Origin of the sequence: Vibrio natriegens NBRC 15636 = ATCC 14048 = DSM 759, from assembly GCF_035621455.1 — a bacterium.
Classification (GTDB): Bacteria; Pseudomonadota; Gammaproteobacteria; order Enterobacterales; family Vibrionaceae; genus Vibrio; species Vibrio natriegens.
Genome location: NZ_CP141822.1, coordinates 2855529 through 2878834 on the forward strand (window position 1 = coordinate 2855529; position 23306 = coordinate 2878834).

The 23306-nt window shown below is 47.2% G+C and carries 22 protein-coding genes; 8 read left to right on the forward strand and 14 right to left on the reverse strand.

What is annotated here, in order from left to right:
* Window positions 1–113 precede the first annotated feature (113 nt).
* Window positions 114–1100, forward strand: coding sequence for a WD40 repeat domain-containing protein (locus VER99_RS12980; protein WP_020336170.1), 987 nt, complete (start codon window positions 114–116; stop codon window positions 1098–1100).
* A complete protein-coding gene (locus VER99_RS12985) occupies window positions 1097–1324 on the forward strand; it encodes a SlyX family protein (protein WP_014233178.1) in 228 nt (75 codons plus the stop codon). Before VER99_RS12980 ends, VER99_RS12985 begins: the two co-directional genes overlap by 4 nt.
* A 70-nt stretch (window positions 1325–1394) precedes the next feature.
* Here the strand turns inward: VER99_RS12985 and VER99_RS12990 are convergent, their stop codons facing one another.
* The 5 genes from VER99_RS12990 to kefG all read right to left on the reverse strand — a co-directional run bounded on the left by VER99_RS12990 (window position 1395) and on the right by kefG (window position 5719).
* The gene (locus VER99_RS12990; RefSeq protein ID WP_014233179.1) at window positions 1395–2336 is read right to left on the reverse strand and encodes an isoaspartyl peptidase/L-asparaginase family protein; all 942 of its coding nucleotides are present in this window, start codon (window positions 2334–2336) and stop codon (window positions 1395–1397) included.
* 116 nt (window positions 2337–2452) lie between these two features.
* Window positions 2453–3016 carry a peptidylprolyl isomerase gene (gene slyD, locus VER99_RS12995; RefSeq protein WP_020336171.1) on the reverse strand — a complete coding sequence of 188 codons (564 nt, stop codon included), beginning with the start codon at window positions 3014–3016 and terminating at the stop codon, window positions 2453–2455.
* Between the two features lie 92 nt (window positions 3017–3108).
* Window positions 3109–3309 (reverse strand): YheV family putative zinc ribbon protein, encoded by a 201-nt coding sequence (locus VER99_RS13000; protein ID WP_014233181.1) that lies wholly within the window; start codon window positions 3307–3309, stop codon window positions 3109–3111.
* Window positions 3310–3342: 33 nt separating this feature from the next.
* Window positions 3343–5139, reverse strand: coding sequence for a glutathione-regulated potassium-efflux system protein KefB (gene kefB, locus VER99_RS13005; RefSeq protein WP_014233182.1), 1797 nt, complete (start codon window positions 5137–5139; stop codon window positions 3343–3345).
* Window positions 5123–5719 carry a glutathione-regulated potassium-efflux system ancillary protein KefG gene (gene kefG / locus VER99_RS13010; RefSeq protein ID WP_020336172.1) on the reverse strand — a complete coding sequence of 199 codons (597 nt, stop codon included), beginning with the start codon at window positions 5717–5719 and terminating at the stop codon, window positions 5123–5125. The genes kefB and kefG overlap by 17 nt, the downstream gene beginning before the upstream one ends.
* Window positions 5720–5894: 175 nt before the next feature.
* On the opposite strand from kefG, the gene VER99_RS13015 reads away from it, so the two are divergent.
* The 6 genes from VER99_RS13015 to crp all read left to right on the forward strand — a co-directional run bounded on the left by VER99_RS13015 (window position 5895) and on the right by crp (window position 11655).
* Window positions 5895–7814, forward strand: a complete 1920-nt coding sequence (locus VER99_RS13015) for an ABC transporter ATP-binding protein (protein WP_031334810.1) — start codon at window positions 5895–5897, stop codon at window positions 7812–7814.
* A complete protein-coding gene (locus tag VER99_RS13020; protein WP_014233185.1) occupies window positions 7811–8299 on the forward strand; it encodes a TIGR02444 family protein in 489 nt (162 codons plus the stop codon). Before VER99_RS13015 ends, VER99_RS13020 begins: the two co-directional genes overlap by 4 nt.
* 168 nt (window positions 8300–8467) lie before the next feature.
* Window positions 8468–9475, forward strand: coding sequence for a hydrolase (locus VER99_RS13025; RefSeq protein ID WP_020336174.1), 1008 nt, complete (start codon window positions 8468–8470; stop codon window positions 9473–9475).
* An 87-nt stretch (window positions 9476–9562) separates the two neighbouring features.
* Window positions 9563–9775 carry a YheU family protein gene (locus tag VER99_RS13030; protein WP_014233187.1) on the forward strand — a complete coding sequence of 71 codons (213 nt, stop codon included), beginning with the start codon at window positions 9563–9565 and terminating at the stop codon, window positions 9773–9775.
* A gap of 137 nt (window positions 9776–9912) precedes the next feature.
* Complete coding sequence (locus VER99_RS13035; RefSeq protein WP_014233188.1) at window positions 9913–10782, forward strand: phosphoribulokinase; 870 nt, start codon at window positions 9913–9915, stop codon at window positions 10780–10782.
* A 240-nt stretch (window positions 10783–11022) separates the two neighbouring features.
* The gene (crp, locus tag VER99_RS13040; RefSeq protein WP_005381432.1) at window positions 11023–11655 is read left to right on the forward strand and encodes a cAMP-activated global transcriptional regulator CRP; all 633 of its coding nucleotides are present in this window, start codon (window positions 11023–11025) and stop codon (window positions 11653–11655) included.
* A gap of 100 nt (window positions 11656–11755) precedes the next feature.
* Here the strand turns inward: crp and VER99_RS13045 are convergent, their stop codons facing one another.
* From VER99_RS13045 to rnr, 9 genes are all read right to left on the reverse strand, one after another.
* Window positions 11756–12547 carry a DUF1338 domain-containing protein gene (locus VER99_RS13045; protein WP_020336177.1) on the reverse strand — a complete coding sequence of 264 codons (792 nt, stop codon included), beginning with the start codon at window positions 12545–12547 and terminating at the stop codon, window positions 11756–11758.
* Between the two features lie 385 nt (window positions 12548–12932).
* Window positions 12933–14390, reverse strand: coding sequence for a succinylglutamate-semialdehyde dehydrogenase (gene astD, locus VER99_RS13050; RefSeq protein ID WP_020336178.1), 1458 nt, complete (start codon window positions 14388–14390; stop codon window positions 12933–12935).
* 28 nt (window positions 14391–14418) lie between these two features.
* The gene (gene astA, locus VER99_RS13055) at window positions 14419–15438 is read right to left on the reverse strand and encodes an arginine N-succinyltransferase (protein ID WP_014233191.1); all 1020 of its coding nucleotides are present in this window, start codon (window positions 15436–15438) and stop codon (window positions 14419–14421) included.
* A gap of 216 nt (window positions 15439–15654) precedes the next feature.
* Window positions 15655–16866, reverse strand: coding sequence for an aspartate aminotransferase family protein (locus VER99_RS13060; RefSeq protein ID WP_014233192.1), 1212 nt, complete (start codon window positions 16864–16866; stop codon window positions 15655–15657).
* A 361-nt stretch (window positions 16867–17227) separates the two neighbouring features.
* On the reverse strand, window positions 17228–17815 hold the full coding sequence (locus VER99_RS13065; protein WP_014233193.1) for an aminodeoxychorismate/anthranilate synthase component II: 588 nt from the start codon (window positions 17813–17815) through the stop codon (window positions 17228–17230).
* 218 nt (window positions 17816–18033) lie between these two features.
* Window positions 18034–19050 carry a tryptophan--tRNA ligase gene (trpS, locus tag VER99_RS13070; RefSeq protein WP_014233194.1) on the reverse strand — a complete coding sequence of 339 codons (1017 nt, stop codon included), beginning with the start codon at window positions 19048–19050 and terminating at the stop codon, window positions 18034–18036.
* 114 nt (window positions 19051–19164) lie between these two features.
* On the reverse strand, window positions 19165–19851 hold the full coding sequence (locus tag VER99_RS13075; protein WP_020336179.1) for a phosphoglycolate phosphatase: 687 nt from the start codon (window positions 19849–19851) through the stop codon (window positions 19165–19167).
* 92 nt (window positions 19852–19943) lie between these two features.
* Window positions 19944–20687: a 23S rRNA (guanosine(2251)-2'-O)-methyltransferase RlmB gene (gene rlmB / locus VER99_RS13080; protein ID WP_014233196.1), complete on the reverse strand. Its 744-nt coding sequence runs from the start codon at window positions 20685–20687 to the stop codon at window positions 19944–19946.
* A gap of 99 nt (window positions 20688–20786) precedes the next feature.
* Entirely contained in the window at window positions 20787–23306 is a 2520-nt protein-coding gene (gene rnr / locus VER99_RS13085; RefSeq protein WP_020336180.1) for a ribonuclease R, read from the reverse strand.

The following is a 23306-nucleotide window of genomic DNA, read 5'->3' on the forward strand; positions in this document are numbered from 1 at the left end:
ATGGCTTAGCCATTGGTTGTTGTGCACAATTCTTCTATGAGACTAGTGAAGACAATCGTTATACCAATATACTAGCTATATGTCTTAAGACACAAACTGGATTATTAGATGTGATGCAAAGAATTTCTCATTTATTCCTATATTTAATTGTCATCACCACGTTAAATGGTTGCTTTTTTACCGAGTCTGAAGTGCAACGCTGGCCCCTTGAACCGCAAGGGTCGACCAGTTTTGCACTGAGCCGCGATGGCAGATTCGCACTGCTCTACTCTCAAATAGATCACTTAATATTATGGGACCTTGAGCAAAATGAACAATTAGCCAAACTGGGCGAACTGGATGCTGAGGCGAATGTGGTGTCTCATATTCGCATCTCAGACAACGGTCGTTATGCGGTGACCGCAGGCCAGATGAACTTCGCGGTCTGGGATCTCGGCTGGACACAAGCCAAAGGGCTTTGGTCGATTTCAGATGCTCTGATTCGCGATATAGACATCACCAGTAACGGCGAACAAGTGCTGCTTGGCCTTTCAAACGGTAAAGCGATTTATGTCAACTTAGTCACCGGGCGTCGTCTGGAGTTCCTTGCTCATCAAGAAAAAGTCAACAGCGTGGCTATCTCTCCCAATGGCCGTTTTGCGCTAACGGGTGGCAATGACTATAAGGCCTTTCTCTGGGATACCGAGTCCGGACAAATTCTTCGAGCCTTTGAGCATGAACAACGAGTGGTAAGGGTTGCTTTGCAACGCGATGGGAAACTGGCGATGAGCTCGGATGGCGGCAACCAAGCCATTATCTGGAATTTGGAGACAGGTGAAAAAGTGTCGGAGTTGAGCAGCTGGTCTCGTCAGCTGATATTCTCCACCGCAAGGTTCTCTGATGACGGCTCTCAACTGGTCACAGGTAGCCCATCCGGTCGCGTGTCCGTGTGGGATACTCAGAGCGGTAAACGAGTCGATGGATTCGAAGTCGAGCCGAAAAAAGATACTCGCCCTCCTCGTGCGGTCGTGTATGATGCAGCCTTTGATGCCAAACAACGTGTAATTACTGCCACTTCCGCAGGTATCGCCCAGGCTTGGCAGTTAGAGAACGGATCATGACAGAAAAACTTATTCAGCAACTGGAAGCGCGCATTAATGACCTTGAGTGTCAGGCTGCGTTCCAAGAACAGACGATTGACGATCTGAACCAAGCGTTATCTCAGCAACAATTGCTGATTACTAAGATGCAAGATCAGATGAAATACGTGGTGGGCAAAGTAAAAAATATGGACTCATCCAATATGGAAGATCCAGCCAACGAGCCGCCACCACCACACTACTAATGTGTGGCGAGAAAGACGAAACAAAGCCCGGCAATAAGCTGGGCTTTGTTTTTGGGCTCTATTTCAAAGGCTATTCATCCGCATAGATTTTTACACTCAACTCGCCTTGAGTGTTGATACCCGCCCGGTACATGCCGGAACTGTTCATCGCAAAATGCAGTTCTCCCTCTGCATCGATAGCAATCAAACCACCTTCCCCACCCATGGCTTTTAGATCGCCCTGAATCACTGTCTCACAGGCGGTATGTACATCTTCTTTGAGATAGCGTATTCGTGCCGCCACATCTTCTGCGACGCGTTTACGAATAAAGAACTCGCCCATGCCCGTGGTAGAAACCGCAACCACACCGTTTTCAGCCACGGTTCCACAGCCGATCAACGCTGAATCACCAATCCGACCGTATTTTTTGTTCGTCACGCCACCCGTGCTGGTCGCCGCCGCTAAGTTACCATGCTGATCCAAAGCAACCGCACCGACCGTTCCGTGTTTACGATCATCAGGATAACGAGACTCAGAAAGCGCGAACTCCCCTTTCTCTCGCATCGAGATCAGCTGTTCGTAACGTCGATCAGTAAAGAAGTAATCTTGTTCGGTATATTGGTGTCCATTTTCAAAAGCGAATGTTTCGGCCCCCTCACCAACCAGCAGGACATGATTGCTCTTTTGCATCACATCTCGCGCCAGCTCAATCGGGTTTTTAATATGCCTTACGCCCGCCACCGCACCAGCAGCCAAATTACTGCCATCCATGATTGAAGCGTCCATCTCAACCATTTCATTGTGTGTTAATACTGAGCCTTTACCAGCATTGAAGTGAGGGGAATCTTCCAGCACTTTGACTGCGGCAACGACCGCATCGAGTGACGCGCCGCCGTTCGCCAATATCTGATGACCCGCTTTTGCGGCAGCTTCCAGATCCGTCAAAATAGCCTGTTGCAGTGAATCACTCATTTGTTCACGTAATATTGTGCCAGCGCCGCCGTGAATGGCGATGGAGAATGGTTTGTTCATAACGTTACCAACAACTGAATTAACTATTCAGCACTAAACATCAGATAAACAAAAAGCGCAAGTTGACGATCAACTTGCGCTTTTTCATTCAGAATTTAGAAGGTGTTAACTGCGAATTAGTGAGAACCGCAGCTACCGCCGCCACAACAGCCGCCTTCATGATCATGGTCGTGATCGTGATCGTGGTCATGATCGTGACCACCACAACAACCACCACCTTGGTGGATGTGACCGTGTTCGATCTCTTCTGCAGTTGCTTCGCGAGTTGCTACAACTTCAACTTCAAACGTCAGTGTTTGACCAGCAAGCATGTGGTTACCATCAACCACTACTTCTTCGCCGTCTACTTCTGTTACTTCTACAGGGATTGGACCTTGATCAGTATCCGCTAGGAAACGCATACCTACTTCGATTTGGTCAACACCCTGGAACACTTCTGCAGGAACACGTTGAACAAGCGCGTCGTTGTGCTCGCCGTAAGCATCTTCAGGAGCTACAGTTGCAGAGAACTTGTCGCCTGCCACTTTACCTTCAAGTTCTTTTTCAAGACCTGTGATTAGGTTGTTGTGACCGTGAAGGTAATCAAGAGGTGCTTCAGTTGTTGATTGATCAACAACAACACCGTCTTCCAACATTACTTTGTATGCAAGGCTTGCAACAACGTTCTTTTCGATTTTCATACTAACTCCAGAGAGATTAATTGACTTAACCTGAACGGGGTTAAGTACTGAGTTGATACGGTGTATTATGGGGATCTATTATCGAAGTTCAATTACTCCGGCTTAAAAATCCCGATCATTTCCTGCCCTGAGTGTTTATTTTTCTCTACAGATTGCGGTTTACGCTGCTCTGTATAATCACACTCAACGCATTCTACCAACTCAATGTTGTTCTCTATCCACCAGCGTAGGGTATCTTGCTGGCTGCACTGTGGACAACTTGCACCAGCAATAAAACGTTTTTTAATTTTCACGCTATTTCCTTATCTTGAACCTAAGTTCAAGTACTACTTCCAATGATTGGGCGACTGATGATCGCTTTCCATTTCACGACCAAAAATTTCTTCTAGCTCTTTACGAGCTTCTTTCGCTCTTTGAGCGAGTTTCTTATCTTCACTGTGTTGAGGCAGTAAGTCTTTAAGCATAGCATTATCTAGCTTACGAAAATGTGCTTCTGCCCGCTTTGCTTGATATGGGTGCATGCCGAGTTCGACCAGCGTCTGACGACCAAGATCAAGTGCCCCTAAGAAGGTTTCACGCGAGTAGTTTTGCACACCATGGCTCATCAGCTGGTAGGCTTCAACCCGGCTTCGGGCTCGGGCAAGTAATTTAAGCTTAGGAAAATGTGCCCGGCAGATGTCAACAATCGCCATCACTTCATCTGGCGAATCAGTACAAATCACCAGCGCTTCCGCTTTATCCGCGCCAGCTGCGCGCAACAAATCAATCTGGGTTGCATCACCATAAAACACTTTGTAGCCATATTTACGTAGCAGGTGAATTTGGCTGGCATCACTTTCTAATACCGTCACTTTAATTTTGTTGGCATACATCAAACGCCCAACCACCTGACCGAAACGACCAAAACCCGCGATGATTACCCGTGGACGACGGTCGACCACATTGCTGGTGACGCTTTCCTCTTCTTGGTTAAGCGTATGTGCAAACCACTTCTTTTGTCCCATCAAAATGAGCGGTGTGGTCACCATCGATAAACTGACCACGACCAACAAAAACGCGACTTGCTGTTGAGTTAAGATGCCTTCCTGGCTCGCCGCTGTGAAAATCACGAACGCAAATTCCCCGCCCTGGCTCAAAATGGCCGCCATACGGCTACGTGCTTTTGTGCGAACACGGGCAGCACGCGCCAGTGCGTAAAGAACCAACCCTTTCACCGATACCAATACCACAACTGCAGCAAGGATCTCCAAAGGTTGCAGAGCCAGTAAGCCAAGGTTCACCGCCATCCCAACTGCGATGAAAAACAACCCGAGTAGCAAACCTTTAAAAGGCTCGATAGCTATCTCTAACTCATGACGATATTCACTTTCCGCCAGTAGCACACCAGCCAGAAAGGTGCCAAGCGCCATCGATAAACCCAGCTTTTGCATCACAACCGAAATGCCCAGAACAACCAATAAAGCTGCAACGGTAAATAGCTCACGCACCCCGCTCATGACAACAAATCGAAACAGAGGACGCAGCAAAAAGTGGCCGCCAATCAGTAACGCAATAACGCTGCCGAGCACCGTCAATACATCTAACCAATCTCCGCCGGTTTGCCCCCCGGCTAACAGAGGCAGTATGGCCAACATCGGGATGACGGCAATATCCTGAAACAGAAGGACTGCAAAGCCTGACTGCCCGGTTTCCGTGCCATTCAGCCCTTGCTCTTCAATCACTCTCAACGCAATAGCGGTTGAAGACAGCGCCAGTCCCATCCCAATCACCAGGCTCACTTGCATGCTCAGCCCGAACAAACTGACAATACTGCCGATAACAAATGTGGTCACCACAACCTGCGCACCACCAAGTCCTAAAATCGGCCCTCGCATCTGCCACAGTTTTTTGGGATTCAATTCGAGGCCAATTAAGAACAGCAGCAATACGACCCCGAGCTCAGCAAAGTGCAAAATTGCATCTACATCACTGATCAGCCCTAATCCCCATGGTCCAATCAAGACGCCTGCTAATAGATAACCCAGCACCGAGCCCAGACCAAGTCGCTGGGCGAGTGGTACGGCGATAACCGCAGCGGAAAGGAACACCACACTGCTTTGAAGAAACTCACTGGTGACTGCCATGCTGGACTCCCTGTTCTTTTGCTGCGTTCCAGTCTTTCAAAGGATCGCCCAACCATCGACGATACTGCTCCGCATGGTCATAACGCTCAATATCGGAGACATTTCGTGACCAATACAGAACCAGTGGTTCCAGCCAATGCATTTGACACAGTGCCGCAGTCAACTCAAATGGCTGAAGAATCTGCTCTAACGGATATTTGTTGTAGCCTTTAGTACTGAATGCTTCCTCTTTGCCGCCCGTGGTGATCACACTGCGCCAGTATTTCCCTTTCAGAGCGCAACCATCGCCGAACGCAAAGCCTTTACCAAGCACACGATCCAGCCACTCTTTTAACAAAGCAGGACAGGAATACATATAAAGAGGATGATGAAATACGATCACATCATGCGCCATCAGGAGCTCATGTTCGTGGCTAATATCAATAAAGAAGTCTGGATACGCACCATACAGATCGTGCACCGTTACGTGATCAAGCGATTGAATTCTCTTTATCATCACTTGATTGGCAATGGAGTTATAGGGTTCTGGGTGTGCATAGATAACCAGAACTCTTGGGGGGCTAGACGCTGTTACAGCCAAATGGTCGTCCTTGTGGTCATTTTTATCCGTTATCAAAATGTTATACGTTTTTGTGCAGCATAATGCAATTCGTGCGCAGAGATCGACTTTTAGCGCCAATACCCCTACTATTCACCGCTAGATAACGACCTTAGTGACAAAGCAACGCGCACTGCGCAAAGTGAATGACGACTCTATGATTACCTTTTCTGATATTCAGTTACTGCGTGGCGGTAAACCTCTTTTAGATCAAGCTTCTGCGACTATCCATCCCGGAGATAAAGTCGGCTTAGTGGGCAAAAATGGCTGTGGTAAGTCCACCCTGTTTGCTTTGCTAAAAGACGAATTGTCCATTGATGCCGGCTCGTTCAGCCAACCTCAGCACTGGGAACTGGCATGGGTAGCACAGGAAACCCCGGCGCTGGAACGCAGTGCATTAGAGTATGTCATTGATGGCGATCGTGAATTTCGCGGCCTTGAACAGCAACTCGAAGCGGCTGAAGAGCAAGACAACGGTACTCTGGTAGCGGAAATTCACGGCAAAATCGAAACCATTGGTGGTTACAGTATTCGCGCCCGTGCAGCAGAGTTGCTTGATGGCTTAGGGTTCAGTCAGGAACAGATGAGCTGGAGTCTGACTCAATTTTCTGGTGGTTGGCGTATGCGCCTTAACCTGGCTCAAGCGCTGCTTTGTCGCTCAAATTTACTATTGCTCGATGAGCCAACCAACCACTTGGATTTGGATGCGGTAATGTGGCTGGAACGCTGGCTACAAAACTACCCGGGTACGCTGATTCTGATCTCGCACGACCGTGATTTTCTCGATCCTATCGTGGGACGCATCATCCACATCGAGAACCAGCAGCTCAATGAATACACGGGCAACTACTCGTCATTCGAAAACCAGCGCGCACAAAAAATGATTCTGCAGCAAGCAATGTACCAAAAGCAGCAGAAGCAGATGTCGCACATGCAAAGCTACATCGACCGATTCCGCTACAAAGCGTCCAAAGCACGTCAGGCGCAAAGCCGGATTAAAGCACTGGAACGTATGGAGAAAGTGCTACCAGCGCAGTTCGATAACCCATTCAGCTTTGAATTCCGTGAACCTGCCGCTTTGCCAAATCCAATCATGATGATGGATGATGTCTCGGCAGGCTACGATGACAACTTAATTCTGGAGAAAATCCGCCTTAACCTAGTCCCGGGCAGCCGCATCGGTCTACTTGGTCGTAACGGCGCGGGTAAATCAACGCTGATCAAACTGCTATCTGGCGAGCTCAAAGCACAAGGTGGCGACCTGACCTACTCACAAGGCGTGAAGATTGGCTACTTCGCTCAGCACCAGCTTGAAACTCTCCACCCGGAAGAAACGCCGCTGCAACACATGATGCAAATCGCGCCGGATCAAACCGAGCAACAATTGCGTGATTATCTGGGTAGTTTTGGCTTCCAGGGTGATAAAGCGCTGGAGAAGGTCGCACCATTCTCTGGCGGTGAAAAAGCACGTTTGGTGTTGGCATTGATCGTTTGGCAGAAACCAAACCTGTTACTACTCGATGAACCAACCAACCACCTAGACTTAGACATGCGTCAGGCATTGACGTTGGCGTTGCAAACGTTCGAAGGCGCAATGGTGATCGTGTCGCACGACCGTTACCTGTTACGTGCAACGACAGATGACTTGTATCTCGTTCATGACCGCCAAGTTGCGCCATTTGATGGTGACTTAAATGACTACTACAAATGGCTAACAGAGCAACAAAGAGTTGAGCGTAAAGAGGCGCAGGCATCACAACCCGCAAAGGACACTGCCAACAGTGCCTCTGCCAAAAAAGAGCAGAAGCGCCGCGAAGCCGAATTTCGTAAACAAACGGCACCAATTCGCAAAACGCTGACACAATTAGAAAATAAAATGGATAAGTTGGGTGCAGCACTAGCAAAAGCAGAAGAGCAATTGGCGGATAACTCACTGTATGAAGCCGAAAATAAAGCTAAACTAAATGAAGTGTTAGCGCTTCAATCATCGAGCAAATCAGAGCTCGAAGAAGTTGAGATGGAATGGATGTCTGTTCAGGAAGAGTTAGAGCAGATGGAGCTAGAGTTTAATCAATGACAAATAAGCACGCAGAATACACCCTTACCTTAGAGCATCTATGGCAATTCAGTTTGCAGTTTTATGGTGTCCGGGAAGTAAAAGAAGCGTGCTTATCATTACAAAACAACTATCACGGCAACGTGAATCTGTTACTGCTGCTCCGATGGCTCGACGAGCAGCAGCTTATCTTCCAAGAAAAAGACTGGCATTTGGTTCAAAGCTGTCTAGGCCGAAGTGAGACCTTGCTACACTCTTTTCGCGACCTGAGACGCCACCTCAAATCTCAAGTCAATGATGCATTGTATCGCGAAACACTGCAGTTTGAGCTTCAGCTAGAAAAACAGCAGCAATCCGATTTAGTCGACTGCATCAACTCGCTCAGCCTGATAAAAAACGACGGTGATCCTCTCACGCTCAGATATTGCCGTCAGTTAGGCGGTGAACATTTACAACAAGCTTTTGCTATCCCAGTGCCAAATATTCACCCGCCAAAGCATCCATAAATTGTATTAAACAACGTGGAATGCTGGTTCCTTGAACTGGCTCCGGTGACAACACTCTGAATCCTGCATCTTGAAGTCATTTAGGTATAAAGTACCTATAATATTTATAAAGGATTATATTAATAAGTTCTCCCATGGATGTTGGAGGACGCATAAGAGCAGTTAGGTATGACACAATTTTTAGCAGCCGCTGGGATGAAAAACCCACACCTCCAGACCCTTCTACCACGCTTTATTCGTAAAAAAGCGTTGTTTGCCCCTGTCTGGCAAACGCTGGATACCACGGATGGTGACTTTCTTGATATCGCCTGGAGTGAAGATCCAAACAAAGAAACCGCTCAGCACAAACCTATTTTTATCCTGTTTCACGGCTTGGAAGGCTGCTTCTACAGCCCGTATGCCAACGGACTCATGAACGCGTTTGCTCAGTCTGGCTGGCTTTCGGTGATGATGCACTTTCGTGGCTGTAGCGGAAAGCCAAACAAAAAAGCCCGCGCTTATCACTCAGGAGAAGTGACAGACGCTCGCTTTTTCCTTGAACATCTTGAAAAGCAATTTCCGGACAACCCTAAAGTCGCCATTGGTATTTCCTTAGGGGGGAATATGCTGGCAAACTACTTAGCGCAATATCAAGATAACCCGATACTGAAAGCGGCAACGATTGTGTCTGCTCCTCTCGACTTAGCGGCTTGCGCTAACCGCATTGAACAGGGTTTTTCCAAGGTTTACCGCCGCTATTTGCTTTCATCTTTAAAACGGAACGCCTTACAAAAGCACACGTTACTCCATGGAGAGCTGGCACTCTCTTACAATTCAATCAAGCGTGTCACGCGCTTACAAGAGTTCGATGATTTGATCACCGCCCCTCTGCATGGGTTTAAAGATGCTCAAGACTATTACACCCAATGCTCTGGGTTGAGCAAGTTACAACAAATCAAACTGCCGACGCTGATCATTCACGCTAAGGATGACCCATTTATGACTGATGAGGTTATCCCTAAATTTGTCCTACCCGCCAATATTGACTATCGCCTGTATGAACACGGCGGGCATGTTGGTTTTATCTCAGGGTCTGCACTAAAGCCGAAGTTTTGGCTCGAAGAAGCGTTGCCATCCTATTACGAGAGTATCGCTGCGGAGCACCTTTCTGCTGTATCAAAACGTAAGACACAGTAGACTTGGAGAAGTTGGCCTTTAGCACTCAGTTTTTTGCTGCAAAGGTCAACCTAGACTAACTACTCGTCATAAAATTTTGAGGTATTTATGATCATTCCTTGGCAAGACATTGCGCCAGAAACACTGGAAAACCTGATTCGTGAATTTGTTCTGCGTGAAGGGACAGATTACGGCACGCTGGAAGTATCTCTGCAAGATAAGATCGACCAAGTTAAATTACAGCTAGAGAAAGGCGAAGCGGTTATCGTGTATTCCGAACTGCATGAAACGGTGGATATTCAATTAAAAGCAAAGTACTAGGTTCTTTTCCCCAAGCCCTTCACATTTTACCGTACCCCACCCAATGACAAGCCGTTGTTACGTGCTATAGTGGACCATCACTTGTGCAGTAGATGCCTGCTGCACTTAAAGGAAAGTAATTTTCGACAAGGTTTGTCATGTCAGCTAAACACCCAATTATTGCAGTTACCGGCTCATCCGGAGCCGGCACGACCACTACATCTGAAGCCTTCCGTAAGATGTTCAATATGATGAACGTCAAACCAGCCTGGGTTGAAGGTGACAGCTTCCATCGCTTTACTCGCCCGGAAATGGATATCGAAATTCGTAAAGCGCGCGAGCAAGGCAGACACATCAGCTATTTTGGTCCTCAGGCCAATGACTTTCCTGGCTTGGAAAAGTTTTTCCGCCAATATGGCGAAGAAGGTACGGGCAGCATACGTCGCTATCTGCACACCTTTGATGAAGCAGTACCGTATAACCAGATGCCAGGCACTTTCACACCGTGGCAAGACCTACCAGACAACAGCGACGTACTCTTCTATGAAGGGCTGCATGGTGGCGTGGTCGATGGTGAAGTGAATGTATCGCAACATGTCGATTTTCTTATTGGCATGGTACCGATTGTGAACTTGGAATGGATCCAAAAATTCGTCCGGGATACGCGTGACCGCGGCCACTCAAGAGAGGCCGTCATGGACTCCATCGTACGCTCGATGGATGACTATCTGAATTACATTACTCCGCAGTTTTCACGTACTCATATCAACTTTCAGCGCGTGCCAACCGTGGATACATCGAACCCACTCAACGCGAAAGGCATCCCGAGTCTGGATGAAAGTTTTGTCGTCATCCGACTACGTGGGATCAAGAATGTCGACTTCCCTTACCTGTTGGCCATGATTGACGGCTCGTTTATGTCACGTCACAACACGATAGTCGTGCCGGGCGGCAAGATGAGTTTTGCAATGGAGCTGATCGTGAGGCCTATCCTACAACAACTGATAGAAACAGGAAAAATTGGCTAAAAATCTCGCTTTCGGAGTGTTTACTTTTCATACCGTGATCATGTGCACAGTTTTGCGTACAAAATAGCAACCATGGCACGATTAAAATCAAGAAATCATCCTAGAAAAAGGATACTATTTCTTACCGAAACACAAGATAGCTTGCAGCATATAAAAAGTGCTCTTATTCTAGTAAGCCTGATTCAGGCTTAGCTAAAATATGGATAGCGCAAGCGTACCCTGCAGAGGAAGTGAGATATTATGGTTCTAGGTAAACCTCAAACCGACCCGACATTAGAGTGGTTTCTTTCACACTGTCACATTCATAAGTACCCTTCAAAGAGCACGCTGATTCACGCAGGTGAAAAAGCTGAAACCTTGTACTACATCGTTAAAGGTTCTGTTGCGGTTCTTATCAAAGACGAAGAAGGTAAGGAAATGATCCTTTCTTACCTAAACCAAGGAGACTTTATTGGTGAACTTGGTCTATTCGAGGAAGACCAAGAGCGCACAGCTTGGGTTCGAGCTAAATCTCCTTGCGAAGTTGCTGAGATTTCTTTCAAGAAATTCCGTCAGCTTATCCAAGTAAACCCAGACATCCTAATGCGTCTTTCTGCGCAGATGGCTCGTCGCCTTCAAGTAACCAGCCAAAAAGTGGGTGACCTAGCGTTCCTAGACGTAACTGGTCGTATCGCTCAGACGCTTCTGAACCTTGCAAAACAACCAGACGCGATGACTCACCCAGATGGCATGCAAATCAAGATCACTCGTCAAGAAATCGGTCAAATCGTTGGCTGTTCTCGTGAGACAGTTGGTCGTATCTTGAAGATGCTAGAAGAGCAGAATCTAATCTCTGCGCACGGTAAAACTATCGTAGTTTACGGTACTCGTTAATCTAAGATTCGAGTAACGCAAATAAAGAATAAAGCCACCAATGGCAACATTGGTGGCTTTTTATTTAGATCAGGAAAACGTATTGCTAGCCGAGAAGGCCTTAACCGTTAGTGCTCTCAAAGATTTTATCAGCCGAAGCTGCAACAAAACCCGGATAAAGTTCACCATTTTCCATTGGGTAGCGTTTCGCGAATTCGTAAAAACCACCCGGAATGATCTCAGAGCCTTCAGTAAAGTTAACCGGCACTTTATCTGCCATGGTTGAAGACTGTTCTAACAGGACTTCAGGCGAGCCTTTCACTTCGCCACCCGACTCGTTAATCACAAATCCAGCTTGGCGCAAGTGATCGTTCACTTGCTTCACTTCATCAAGCTGATTCAGTTGATTTACACTGACCGTGAAGTGGTTAGCGCCGTATCCATGTGCCGCCAGCCAGGACGCGTATTCACTCTCTTTTGCCAAAACCTGGTAATCTGCAAAACTGAGATCCCATAAGCGGCCGCCATGTAAAAATGCGCTATCTGCGAGTTTATCTGCATCCACTTGTGCTGCCAGTTTAGCAACAATCGCTTGTAGCTCTGGCGAACACTCTTCTACTTTGAGCTCACTGATGAACACTTTAGGCTGTTTTGGGTCTGGGTGCTCGTAGTGCTTAGCGACAAGCTTTTTGCTTTCAAATACATAGTCACCACACGCCTTGTAACCAATCGCTAAAAATGGCTTCGCCAGCGTCTCAATGCCAAGAGGCTCAACATTGAATGTGCGCAGTGCAATATGGTCGTTAATCAAAGGCTCATCTTCTTGAAGAAGTTGATGAACTTTAGCAGCAGAGGGGCAAAGACGCTGAATGTAGTCTTGCCATAAAGATTCAAATAACACATCAGGGGTCATAACGGCTCCTTGTTACGAGATGTAGGGTAAGAATGTTGGCGGCTCGTTCACAGCGCTAATACCAATCACAGTAAGTAAGAGAACATAAATAACGTAGGAAAAACGTTTGAGAACAAGGCAGAATTTTCGATAAGTAGTTACTCTACAATCAAAAATTCTAACGCAGTTATCGAACGTTTTAACAAGTTAGAATGGTCAGTTATTTACTACGATTGGTATAACACTGTCCAGAATAATGAACGAGCAGCCTAACCTGTGATGAAGTATCAGTCAGTCACACACTCATTTTTAATTATTTTCATGCCGACCTCATTAAGACTCCATACTTTAATGATGCATCGGCAATCCGAGCCACGAAGTACCGCCGTGGCTCTATTTCTGAAACTTAAAGTTCTACACCTGGGCTCAATGTCGCAGGAAGCAGTGTTTCGCCACCTTCCATTGATGCCATTGGGTAAGCACAGTAGTCAGCCGCGTAGTATGCGCTTGGACGAAGGTTACCAGATGCACCAGGACCACCAAACGGCGCGTCACCACTTGCACCGGTCAACTGACGGTTGCGGTTTACGATACCTGCGCGGATGTGGTCAACAAAGTATTCCCACTCTTGGTCGTCGGTTGAAACCAAACCTGCTGAAAGACCAAAGCGAGTATCATTCGCCAGTTCCACTGCTTTTTCCAAGCCTTCGTAACGTACAACTTGCAGCAGTGGGCCGAAGTATTCTTCATCTGGCAACTCAGCGATATTAGTCACATCAATGATGCCCGGAGAAACAAACGCCGCTTCACCTGCTTTCGCTTCGATTAGGCTCTCTCCACCAAGTGACTGTAGGTTAGCTTGAGCATCAAGAATGAACTTCGCCGCCGCCACAGAAATTTGTGGTCCCATAAACGGTGCTGGTTCTGCAAATGGTTGGTCTACGCGAATCTTATTCGTCGCTTCAACCAATTTAGTAATCAATGCATCACCTTTTTCACCAAACGGTACGTACAGGCGACGTGCACAGGTACAACGCTGGCCAGCACTGATGAATGCAGATTGAATGATGGTGTAAACCGTTGCGTCTAGATCACCGTAGTTATCAGAGATAACCATTGGGTTGTTACCGCCCATTTCTAGCGCTAACATTTTGCCAGGTTGACCTGCAAATTGGCGGTGCAGAATGTGGCCAGTGTTTGCGCTACCGGTAAATAGGACACCGTCGATGCCTTTCGCATCCGCTAGGGCAATACCAGTCTCTTTCGCGCCCTGAACCAGGTTAATCACACCTTTAGGCAGACCTGCTTCTTCCCACAGTTTCATCGCCAGCTCGCCAGTCCAAGGCGTTTGCTCTGATGGTTTGAATACCACTGTATTACCTGCTAAAAGAGCAGGAACAATGTGGCCGTTTGGCAGGTGACCTGGGAAGTTGTAAGGGCCAAATACCGCCATCACGCCCAAAGGACGATGACGCAGAACGATTTGGTTACCCGCAGCTTCACGCGTTGCTTCACCAGTACGCTCATGGTAAGCGCGGATTGAAATTGCTATCTTACCTGCCATTGCTGCCGCTTCTGTGCGGGTTTCCCAAATTGGTTTACCCGTTTCTTTCGCGATCACTTCAGCAATTTTTTCGCTGTTTTCTTTCACTTTTTCTGCAAACGCCAGCACAATGGCTTCGCGCTCTGCAAATGGACGATTTTTCCAGTCAACAAAAGCAGCACGAGCTGCCGCTACAGCTTGGTTTACTTGCTCAGCCGTCGCACCTTGGCCGTGCCAAATCACTTCCTGATTGTATGGAGACAGTGACGTAAACTCTTCACCCTGACCCTGTACCCATTCACCTGCAATCCAATGTGTCATTGTTACTATCCTTAAATTCTGTCGTCTGTTACTGCGGTAGAAGGCGAACGAAGTCCCCTTCCTCGACTAAAAGTGCGTCGGCAAGTTCTGGTGCTAGTACAACACTCTGTGTTTCAGGGTCATACGCTGCTTTTGCTGCTGCGGCACGGAAGTTCTCGAATGATGCGTTACACATCAGGAAGTCTTGCGTGCTGTTATGCGCTGCGATTTTTACGCGAGCACGGAACGAATGGCGCACAGATTCAACATTGCGCAGATCGCACTCTACCGTTGGACCTGCATCGAAAATGTCGACGTAGCCACGGTTAGTAAATCCTTCACGCTCCAGAAGTTTGAGGGCCGGACGCGTTTTGTCGTGCACCTGGCCAATCACCGCTTGTGCTTCTGGGCTGAGTAAGTTGATGTAGATTGGCAGCTTAGGCATTAAGTCCGCGATAAAGCCTTTCTTACCAATACCTGTCAGGTAGTCCGCAAGAGTGAAGTCAATCGAGAAGAAGTGTTCTTGTAACCACTGCCAGAATGGAGAATTACCATTTGCATCAGAGACACCACGCATCTCAGCAAAAATGGTTTCAGAGAAACGCTCTGGGTGCTCTGCCATCATTAAGAAACGGCATTTAGACATCAGGCGACCATTCAGACCCTGGCGGAATTTCTCACGCAAGAAAAGAGTACAGATTTCGCTGTTACCCGTGTAGTTATTACCAAACGTCAGCAACTTCACCACATTATTCACGCCTAATTTAGGCGATGAGTGAACGACTTTACTGATGTGGTAAGAGTAGAAAGGTACATCCCAACCAATAGATGCTTCGATTCCGGTCGTACCTGCAACTTCACCCGTTTCAGAGTCAAAGCCGACCATTAGGTAGCCTTCATCACCCGGCTCATTTACGTCCGGTTTGCTAAAGCTGTACTCTGAATGTTTGATTCGATTGGTTAACAGTTCTTCGTTAACCGGTAGAGATGTAAATCCGTGACCAGACTCAACCGCACAAGTGTGCAGCGAATCATAATCCGACATCGCGATAGGGCGAACTACTAGCATCAATACTCCCTCCAGATGCAAGAAAATCCTAATAAACCTTAAGCAGGGATAAGAAAGTCGCAACAAATGCAACTTTCATTTCGTTACTAAAGCCTTGAGTCGGTGCTGACTGGCTTAAATTATCCCGAGTTAAGGTTATTTATATTTTAGGAAAAACTCCCCCGTCAGAAATCCTTAACGGGGGTAAATACGTTGACGTTTATTCTGTTGTATCGCTTACACTAAAGTCGCGATCGCTTTATCCAGTTTCGCCAAACCTTCTTCAATTTCTTCTTGTGTAATAACCAGTGATGGTGTGAAACGCACGACGTTCGCGCCCGCAATCAGTACCAACAGGCCTTCTTTACCCGCAGCGACCAATACATCACGTGCGCGACCTTTCCATTCTTCGTTCAGTGCTGCACCTAGTAATAGGCCTTTACCACGCACTTCTGAGAAGATGTTGTATTTTGCGTTGATCGCTTCCAAGCCTTCACGGAACATTGCTTCACGCTCAAGAACGCCAGCCAATGTTTCAGGCTTAGTTACTTCGTTTACCACCGCTTCAGCTACTGCACATGCCAGTGGGTTACCACCGTAAGTTGAACCGTGAGTACCAACTTTAAGGTGCTCAGCCAGTTTTGCCGTTGTTAGCATTGCGCCGATAGGGAAACCGCCACCTAGTGATTTCGCTGTGCTTAGAATATCTGGTGTGATGCCAAGACCTTGGTACGCGTAGAAGTGACCTGTACGGCCGTTACCTGTTTGAACTTCATCAAAAATCAATAGTGCGTTGTGCTTGTCACACAGCTCACGTACTGCTTGAGCGAATTCTGGTGTTGGTGGCACGATACCGCCTTCACCTTGTAGTGGTTCCATCATCACTGCACAGGTACGGTCTGAAATGTGCGCCTGAAGTGCTTCAATGTCGTTGTAAGGTAGGTGTGTTACGTCACCTGGCTTAGGACCAAAGCCATCAGAGTAAGCTTCCTGACCGCCCACCGTTACCGTAAAGAACGTACGGCCGTGGAAGCCTTGTTTGAATGCGATGATTTCTGATTTTTCAGGACCATGTACATCGGCAGCGTAACGACGAGCCAGTTTTAGTGCCGCTTCGTTCGCTTCTGCGCCAGAGTTAGCAAAGAAAACACGCTCAGCAAAGCTCAATTCTGTCAGCGTTTTAGCCAGACGAAGAGCTGGCTCGTTAGTCATTACGTTACTTAGGTGCCAAAGCTTCTTGCCTTGCTCAGTTAACGCCTCTACCATCGCAGGGTGACAATGACCCAGACAGCTCACCGCAATACCACCAGCAAAGTCGATGTATTCATTACCTTCCTGATCCCAGATACGTGAACCTTCACCTTTCACTGGGATCATTTCCATTGGGTTATAACAAGGTACCATCACCTCATCGAATAAACCGCGCTCTACTTTAATTTCCGTTGTCATCGCACATTCCTTCTTAATACCGCATGCTTAGCAGATAAGCGAACTTAATCGGTTCCCTTTACCAGCAAATAATGTTTTGCATTTAAGCTATCGCGGCATTGTATTTACATTCAATTAACCATTTCAATAGTGATTTATTCTTTTTACATTGACTCAAAACTGCCAATAATCACCACTCGTGATTATTTATGCATGAAGAAACAAAAATAGCGAAGATTTTTTTTATAAAAGGCTGGTAATACAGGAGCTAGAAGGAGAAAAAAGAAATGAATAAGGCGAGGCAGAATAGTGAAACGCATAGTTTTGCAATCCACTCATACCGCCTAAAAGATGAATTATTTGTTAAGAAAAGTGATCAAGATCAGATCAGTTCACGCGCTAGAAAGTTTGCCAGCAGTTCATGGCCCTGTTCTGTTTTGATAGATTCAGGATGAAATTGCACCGCATCAATGGGCAGCGTCTTGTGTTGGTAGCCCATGATTTCATCCATACTGCCGTCTGGCAGTTCCGTCCAGGCGGTCAATTCAAACACATCAGGCAATGTTCCATTCTCAACCACAAGAGAGTGGTAGCGCGTCACAGTAAGAGGATTATTGAGGTTTTTAAACACACTGCGGCCATTGTGACGTACCGGAGAGGTTTTGCCATGCATCACCTGTCGCGCACGTACCACGTTTCCACCAAAGGCCTGAGCAATGGCTTGATGCCCCAAACAGACACCCAGAATTGGCAGCTTACCTGCAAAGTGCTTAATCGCTTGTAACGAAATCCCCGCTTCGTTTGGCGTACAAGGACCAGGAGAGATGACTAAGTGAGTCGGATTAAGTGCTTCAATTCCCTGAATATCGATTTCGTCATTGCGCACTACCTTTACCTCTGCGCCAAGTTCGCAAAAATACTGATAAAGGTTATAAGTGAAAGAGTCGTAGTTATCGATGATCAACAACATAAGGTGTCGCTTGCTCCCAATCCGTTTGGCATTACCGTCTCAACCACACTTTTGTGATATATGGAGGGCGGTATTTTGCAACACCAAACCAGAAAGGCAAGTTTTTACTGAATAAAAAGCCCGTATATACTCACACGCGAAGTCTATTCACGGTCAACAGATCAAAAAAAGCTCCGCATTACGGAGCTTTTTAGAAGACTGTGTACTTAACGCTATGACTATGGACGAGTCACAAAACCTACCGCTGCGTAAGCTTTCTTCAACGTCTCTGCTGCACGAGCCGATGCTTTTTCTGCACCTTGCTTCATCACTTCATCCATATAAGCACGATCGGCACGAATACGGTGGTATTCAGCCTGAATTGGCTCAAGCATAGCCACAACCGCTTCACCAACGTCTTTCTTGAACGGACCGTACATTTCTACACCTTTGTACTTCGCTTCGATTTCTTCAAAGCTCATACCTGTCGCCGCTGAGTACAAGCCCATCAGGTTCGCGATACCCGCTTTGCTCTCAATATCATGACGAATGCTTGGTGGTGTTTCTGTGTCTGTTTGCGCTTTATTGATCTTCTTAATGATCGACTTAGGCTCTTCAAGCAGCGTGATAACGTTCTTACGGTTATCATCTGATTTCGACATCTTCTTAGTCGCGTCCTGAAGGCTCATTACGCGCGCATTTACCGTCGGGATATATGGCTCAGGAACCGTAAAGATTGGGCTCTCTGGCGAATAGATGTTGTTGAAACGCGTTGCGATATCACGTGCTAGCTCAAGGTGCTGCTTCTGGTCGCTACCTACTGGTACCTGATGTGCGCCATAAAGCAGAATATCCGCAGCCATAAGCACTGGGTAATCAAACAAACCAACATTCACGTCGTTCGCGTAGCGAGCTGATTTGTCTTTAAACTGAGTCATACGGCTCAGCTCACCCATCTGAGTGTAACAGTTAAGAAGCCAACCTAGTTGAGCATGCTCTGGTACGTGTGACTGAACGAATAGCGTGCTCTTCTTAGGGTCAACACCCACAGCCAGACAGATCGCCAGTGCATCCAGAGTTGCTTCATGTAGCGCTTTAGGGTCCTGACGAACCGTAATCGCATGAAGGTCTACTACACAATATTGGCAATCATAATCGTCTTGCATCTGGTGCCATTGACGTAGAGCACCCAAGTAGTTACCGATACTTAGTTCACCTGAAGGTTGAACACCACTCAATACAATGGGTTTGCTCATTAGAATGATTCCTTTGACTTCTTAATCTAATTAAATGAAAAACCGCGCACTTTTTGATGCACGGTTAGCTCAGTGTACTCATTAACAAGTATTTTGGAAGATTTTTTGTCGCGCTTATGCAGAAACGGCGACAACTTCCAATAATTCCGACATCTTGTCTGCGACAAAGTCCGGATTTGATGCAGAAATTGGCTCACCATGGTTGTAACCGTAAGTTAAACCAAATGAAGTACAGCCTGCGTTTTTCGCGGCAAGGATGTCGTTTTTCGAATCCCCTACCATTAACATTTCGCCCGGTTGAATCTTATGTTTTTCCATCAACCAGTTCAGTGCCACTGGATTTGGTTTTTTCTCAGGGAAAGCATCACCGCCCAACACATCGACAAAGTAATGGGCAATGCCATGTTGCTCCAGGATATGCGGTACAAACTTAGAAGGTTTGTTCGTAACGACTGCAAGGGTAAAACCCGCCTGGTGCAACTCTGCCAGTGTCTCTTTTACTGTTGGGTAAAGGTGACTCAGTTTATGACCACTCTGCTCGTAAAACTCATCAAACAGTTCTCGCGCTTCTGCACGTAGCTCTTCACTCAGTTCAGGGTTGATGGTCAGACTTTGACTCAATGAGCGACCAATGAGTACATCTGCGCCATTCCCGACATAGTCACGAACTTGCTCTATTGATACCGATGGGTAACCAAGTGCCTGAACAGCCTGGTCTGCCGCGATGGCCAAATCGGGTACGCTATCAAGTAATGTACCGTCTAGGTCAAAGGCGATGAATTTTATAGATTGTTGAGTCATAACTTCCCTACGCATGAGCTAAAAATAACAAAGGATGGTTGCCCATCCTGAGTTTTGGTCATTGTCACTGACCTTTAAAATTGGTTCTACGCCTATTTTGAGGCTAGTCGCTGACGCACCGCTTCAAACAAACAGATGCCAGACGCAACCGATACGTTCAGGCTTGATACACTACCTGCCATTGGGATTTTAATCAAATCATCACAGGTTTCACGTGTCAAGCGGCGCATACCATCGCCTTCTGCGCCCATTACAATTGCCAGAGGCCCTGTCAGTTTCGCTTGGTAAATATCGTGTGTCGCTTCACCAGCAGTACCAACAAACCAGATGCCTTGCTCTTGCAGCGTACGCATCGTGCGAGCTAGGTTAGTTACACGAATCAGTGGCACCACTTCAGCTGCGCCACACGCGACCTTACTTACTGTCGCGTTCATCGGTGCCGAGCGATCTTTTGGCACGATAATAGCTGCTACGCCAGCAGCATCCGCATTACGCAGACACGCACCAAGATTGTGTGGATCCGTCACACCATCCAGCACAAGTAAAAGCGGTGATTCATGTTGCGCCAGAATCGCATCAATGTCATTTTCATTCAGCTGCTTTGCCGCTTTTACGCGTGCGATGATGCCTTGGTGGTTCGCACCTTGTGCTTTATCATCCAAGGTCTTACGTGTCATTTGCTGAATGGAAACGCCACATACCTGTAAATCGTTCAGGATTGGCATTAAACGATCATCTTGGCGCCCTTTTAGCACGTACGCTTCGATAAATCGTTCTGGTTCACGTTCCAATACCGCTTTCACGGCATGAATACCGTAAATAAAATCGTTACTCATTATTTAACCTGTTGTTCTGATGACACCAATAGGAATCAATCTCATAAGTTGGTATCAGTGCCTTAGCCAGTCCAGCAACCACCAGACTGGCTATTCAGCCTACGACTCGTCTTGTTTCGAGCGTTTGGTTTTCTTTGGCTTACTGTGTGGCTTTTTCTTACTCGCTTTTCTTACTTTAGGCTTCTTTTTGCCTTCCGTTTCACCATTCCTAGTACCGCGCTTAGGACCATTGCGCTGGCCTCCTGCTGCACTTTCTTCCGGGCGTTTGGTCGGTTCAATTGCAGGAACGGCACGCACTGCACCACCTTCTTTCGATGAGGAACGTGTCGCTGCGCGTTTTTTCTCTTTCGCTTTACGTTTTGCTTCTGCCGCTCGTTTCTTCGCGGTCTTACCTTCGCCGCGTAGCTTACGACTTGTTTCGACCAATTCAAAGTCAATTTGTTTATCATTTAAGTTTACGGCTAACACTTTGACTTTTACCGCGTCACCTAAGCGATAGATATTACCGAAGCTTTCACCGATAAGTCTTTGACCAATCGGATCAAACTGGTAGTAGTCATTTGCCAAGGTCGAAATGTGCACTAAACCATCAATATGCAGATCGGTTAGACGAACAAAGAAACCAAAACTGGTCACGTTAGCGATCACACCGTCTAACTCATCCCCAACATGGTCTTGCATGTACTCACATTTCAGCCAGTCGGCGACGTCGCGAGTTGCATCATCGGCTCGACGCTCAGTCATGGAGCATTGTTCACCATAGAAGTCCATGTCATCAAACGAGTAATGGTAGCCACCGGTTGGTGTCCAGCGATCTTGATTTCGGCCTTCGTGTTTGGCAATCAGATACTTGATAGCTCGGTGCAACAGCAAATCCGGGTAACGACGAATTGGCGAGGTGAAGTGAGCATATCGCTGTAGCGCCAGACCAAAGTGACCGGCATTGTCAGCGTTATACACCGCTTGTTTCATCGAGCGCAGCAACATGGTTTGAATCAACTCTTGATCCGGACGATCGCCAACCTGGCTCATCAGATGCGCGTAATCGGTTGGTGACGGCTCCAGACCACCGCCAAGCTCTAAGCCAAGCTCAGCAAGGAAGTCACGGAATCCCATCAGGCGTTCTTCCCCAGGCGTTTCATGGATACGGTATAACGCAGGCTCTTTGGCTTTTTCCACCAGTGATGCCGACGCAATGTTCGCCATGATCATGCACTCTTCGATCAGTTTGTGGGCATCGTTACGTTCCACAGGTTCAATGCTTTCAATCTTGCGCTCAGCATTGAAGATGAACTTGGTTTCGACGGTTTCGAATTCAATCGCACCACGCTGCTCACGAGCTCCTTTCAGCACTTTGTACATGCTGTGCAGTTCTTCAAGATGCGGAACCAGCTCTTTGTAACGCTCACGTAGTTCTTCATCACCTTCCAAAATGTGATGCACTTTGGTGTAAGTCAGACGAGCATGTGAGTTCATCACCGCTTCATAATGCTTGTAACCAGACAGCTTACCCGTTTCTGAAATGGTCATCTCACACACCATACACAAGCGATCCACTTGTGGGTTCAGCGAGCATAGACCATTAGAAAGCACTTCCGGCAACATTGGGACAACCTGAGATGGGAAGTAGACGGAGTTACCACGATTGATCGCTTCTTTGTCCAAAGCCGAATCCGGACGCACGTAGTAACTTACGTCAGCAATGGCAACCCAAAGACGCCAGCCACCGCTTTTCTTCTTCTCACAGAAAACCGCATCATCGAAGTCACGCGCGTCTTCACCATCAATCGTAACCAATGGTAATTCACGCAGATCAACACGACCTTCTTTAGCCTCTTCCGGAACTTCTTCGCCAAGATTAGCGACTTGCTGATTGACCTCTTCAGGCCACTCATGAGGAATTTGATGGGTGCGAATCGCAATTTGAGTTTCCATACCCGGCGCCATGTTTTCGCCCAGTACTTCGACCACTTTTCCCATCATGCCGCGCGAACGTGAACCGCGATCGGTGATTTCAATCACCACGACGTTACCCATACGGGCACCCGCTTTGTGTTCATTCGGGATCAGAATATCCTGACTGATGCGCGAGTCATCAGGCACAACATACGAGTAACCGTATTCAAGGAAAAAGCGTCCGACGATTTGATCATTCCGCTCTTCAAGCACACGCACTAAGCGACCTTCACGTCGACCACGTTTGCTGTTGTCAGTTGGCTGAACCAGCACATAATCGCCATGAATAATGTTCTTCATCTGATGGTGTGGAAGTACAATATCATTATCCTTGCCGACACTGCCTTCTGGACGCACCCAGCCGTGACCGTCTTTATGGCCGATCACGTAACCTTTCACCATTTCCAGCTTTTCAGGTAATGCGTAGCACTGACGACGAGTGAACACTAGCTGGCCATCTCGTTCCATCGCACGTAAACGACGACGCAACCCTTCGTATTGCTCTTCGCCTTCTAGCTTTAACGCTTCAAACAGGTCATTGCGGTTCATTGGAACGCCTGCTTGGGTTAAGAACTCGATAATGAACTCTCGGCTTGGAATTGGATTTTCGTAATTCTGGGATTCACGATCTGCGAATGGATCGTTTGGAATATTGTCTGACAT

Excerpts from the sequence above, each read along its gene's own strand:
- VER99_RS12980 (WP_020336170.1), top strand. The coding sequence starts at position 114 with ATGCAAAGAATTTCTCATTTATTCCTATATTTAATTGTCATCACCACG.
- VER99_RS12985 (WP_014233178.1), top strand. The coding sequence starts at position 1,097 with ATGACAGAAAAACTTATTCAGCAACTGGAAGCGCGCATTAATGACCTT.
- VER99_RS12990 (WP_014233179.1), bottom strand. The coding sequence starts at position 2,336 with ATGAACAAACCATTCTCCATCGCCATTCACGGCGGCGCTGGCACAATA.
- slyD (WP_020336171.1), bottom strand. The coding sequence starts at position 3,016 with ATGAAAATCGAAAAGAACGTTGTTGCAAGCCTTGCATACAAAGTAATG.
- kefB (WP_014233182.1), bottom strand. The coding sequence starts at position 5,139 with ATGGCAGTCACCAGTGAGTTTCTTCAAAGCAGTGTGGTGTTCCTTTCC.
- VER99_RS13015 (WP_031334810.1), top strand. The coding sequence starts at position 5,895 with ATGATTACCTTTTCTGATATTCAGTTACTGCGTGGCGGTAAACCTCTT.
- VER99_RS13020 (WP_014233185.1), top strand. The coding sequence starts at position 7,811 with ATGACAAATAAGCACGCAGAATACACCCTTACCTTAGAGCATCTATGG.
- VER99_RS13025 (WP_020336174.1), top strand. The coding sequence starts at position 8,468 with ATGACACAATTTTTAGCAGCCGCTGGGATGAAAAACCCACACCTCCAG.
- VER99_RS13030 (WP_014233187.1), top strand. The coding sequence starts at position 9,563 with ATGATCATTCCTTGGCAAGACATTGCGCCAGAAACACTGGAAAACCTG.
- VER99_RS13035 (WP_014233188.1), top strand. The coding sequence starts at position 9,913 with ATGTCAGCTAAACACCCAATTATTGCAGTTACCGGCTCATCCGGAGCC.
- crp (WP_005381432.1), top strand. The coding sequence starts at position 11,023 with ATGGTTCTAGGTAAACCTCAAACCGACCCGACATTAGAGTGGTTTCTT.
- VER99_RS13045 (WP_020336177.1), bottom strand. The coding sequence starts at position 12,547 with ATGACCCCTGATGTGTTATTTGAATCTTTATGGCAAGACTACATTCAG.
- astD (WP_020336178.1), bottom strand. The coding sequence starts at position 14,390 with ATGACACATTGGATTGCAGGTGAATGGGTACAGGGTCAGGGTGAAGAG.
- astA (WP_014233191.1), bottom strand. The coding sequence starts at position 15,438 with ATGCTAGTAGTTCGCCCTATCGCGATGTCGGATTATGATTCGCTGCAC.
- VER99_RS13060 (WP_014233192.1), bottom strand. The coding sequence starts at position 16,866 with ATGACAACGGAAATTAAAGTAGAGCGCGGTTTATTCGATGAGGTGATG.
- VER99_RS13065 (WP_014233193.1), bottom strand. The coding sequence starts at position 17,815 with ATGTTGTTGATCATCGATAACTACGACTCTTTCACTTATAACCTTTAT.
- trpS (WP_014233194.1), bottom strand. The coding sequence starts at position 19,050 with ATGAGCAAACCCATTGTATTGAGTGGTGTTCAACCTTCAGGTGAACTA.
- VER99_RS13075 (WP_020336179.1), bottom strand. The coding sequence starts at position 19,851 with ATGACTCAACAATCTATAAAATTCATCGCCTTTGACCTAGACGGTACA.
- rlmB (WP_014233196.1), bottom strand. The coding sequence starts at position 20,687 with ATGAGTAACGATTTTATTTACGGTATTCATGCCGTGAAAGCGGTATTG.
- rnr (WP_020336180.1), bottom strand. The coding sequence starts at position 23,306 with ATGTCAGACAATATTCCAAACGATCCATTCGCAGATCGTGAATCCCAG.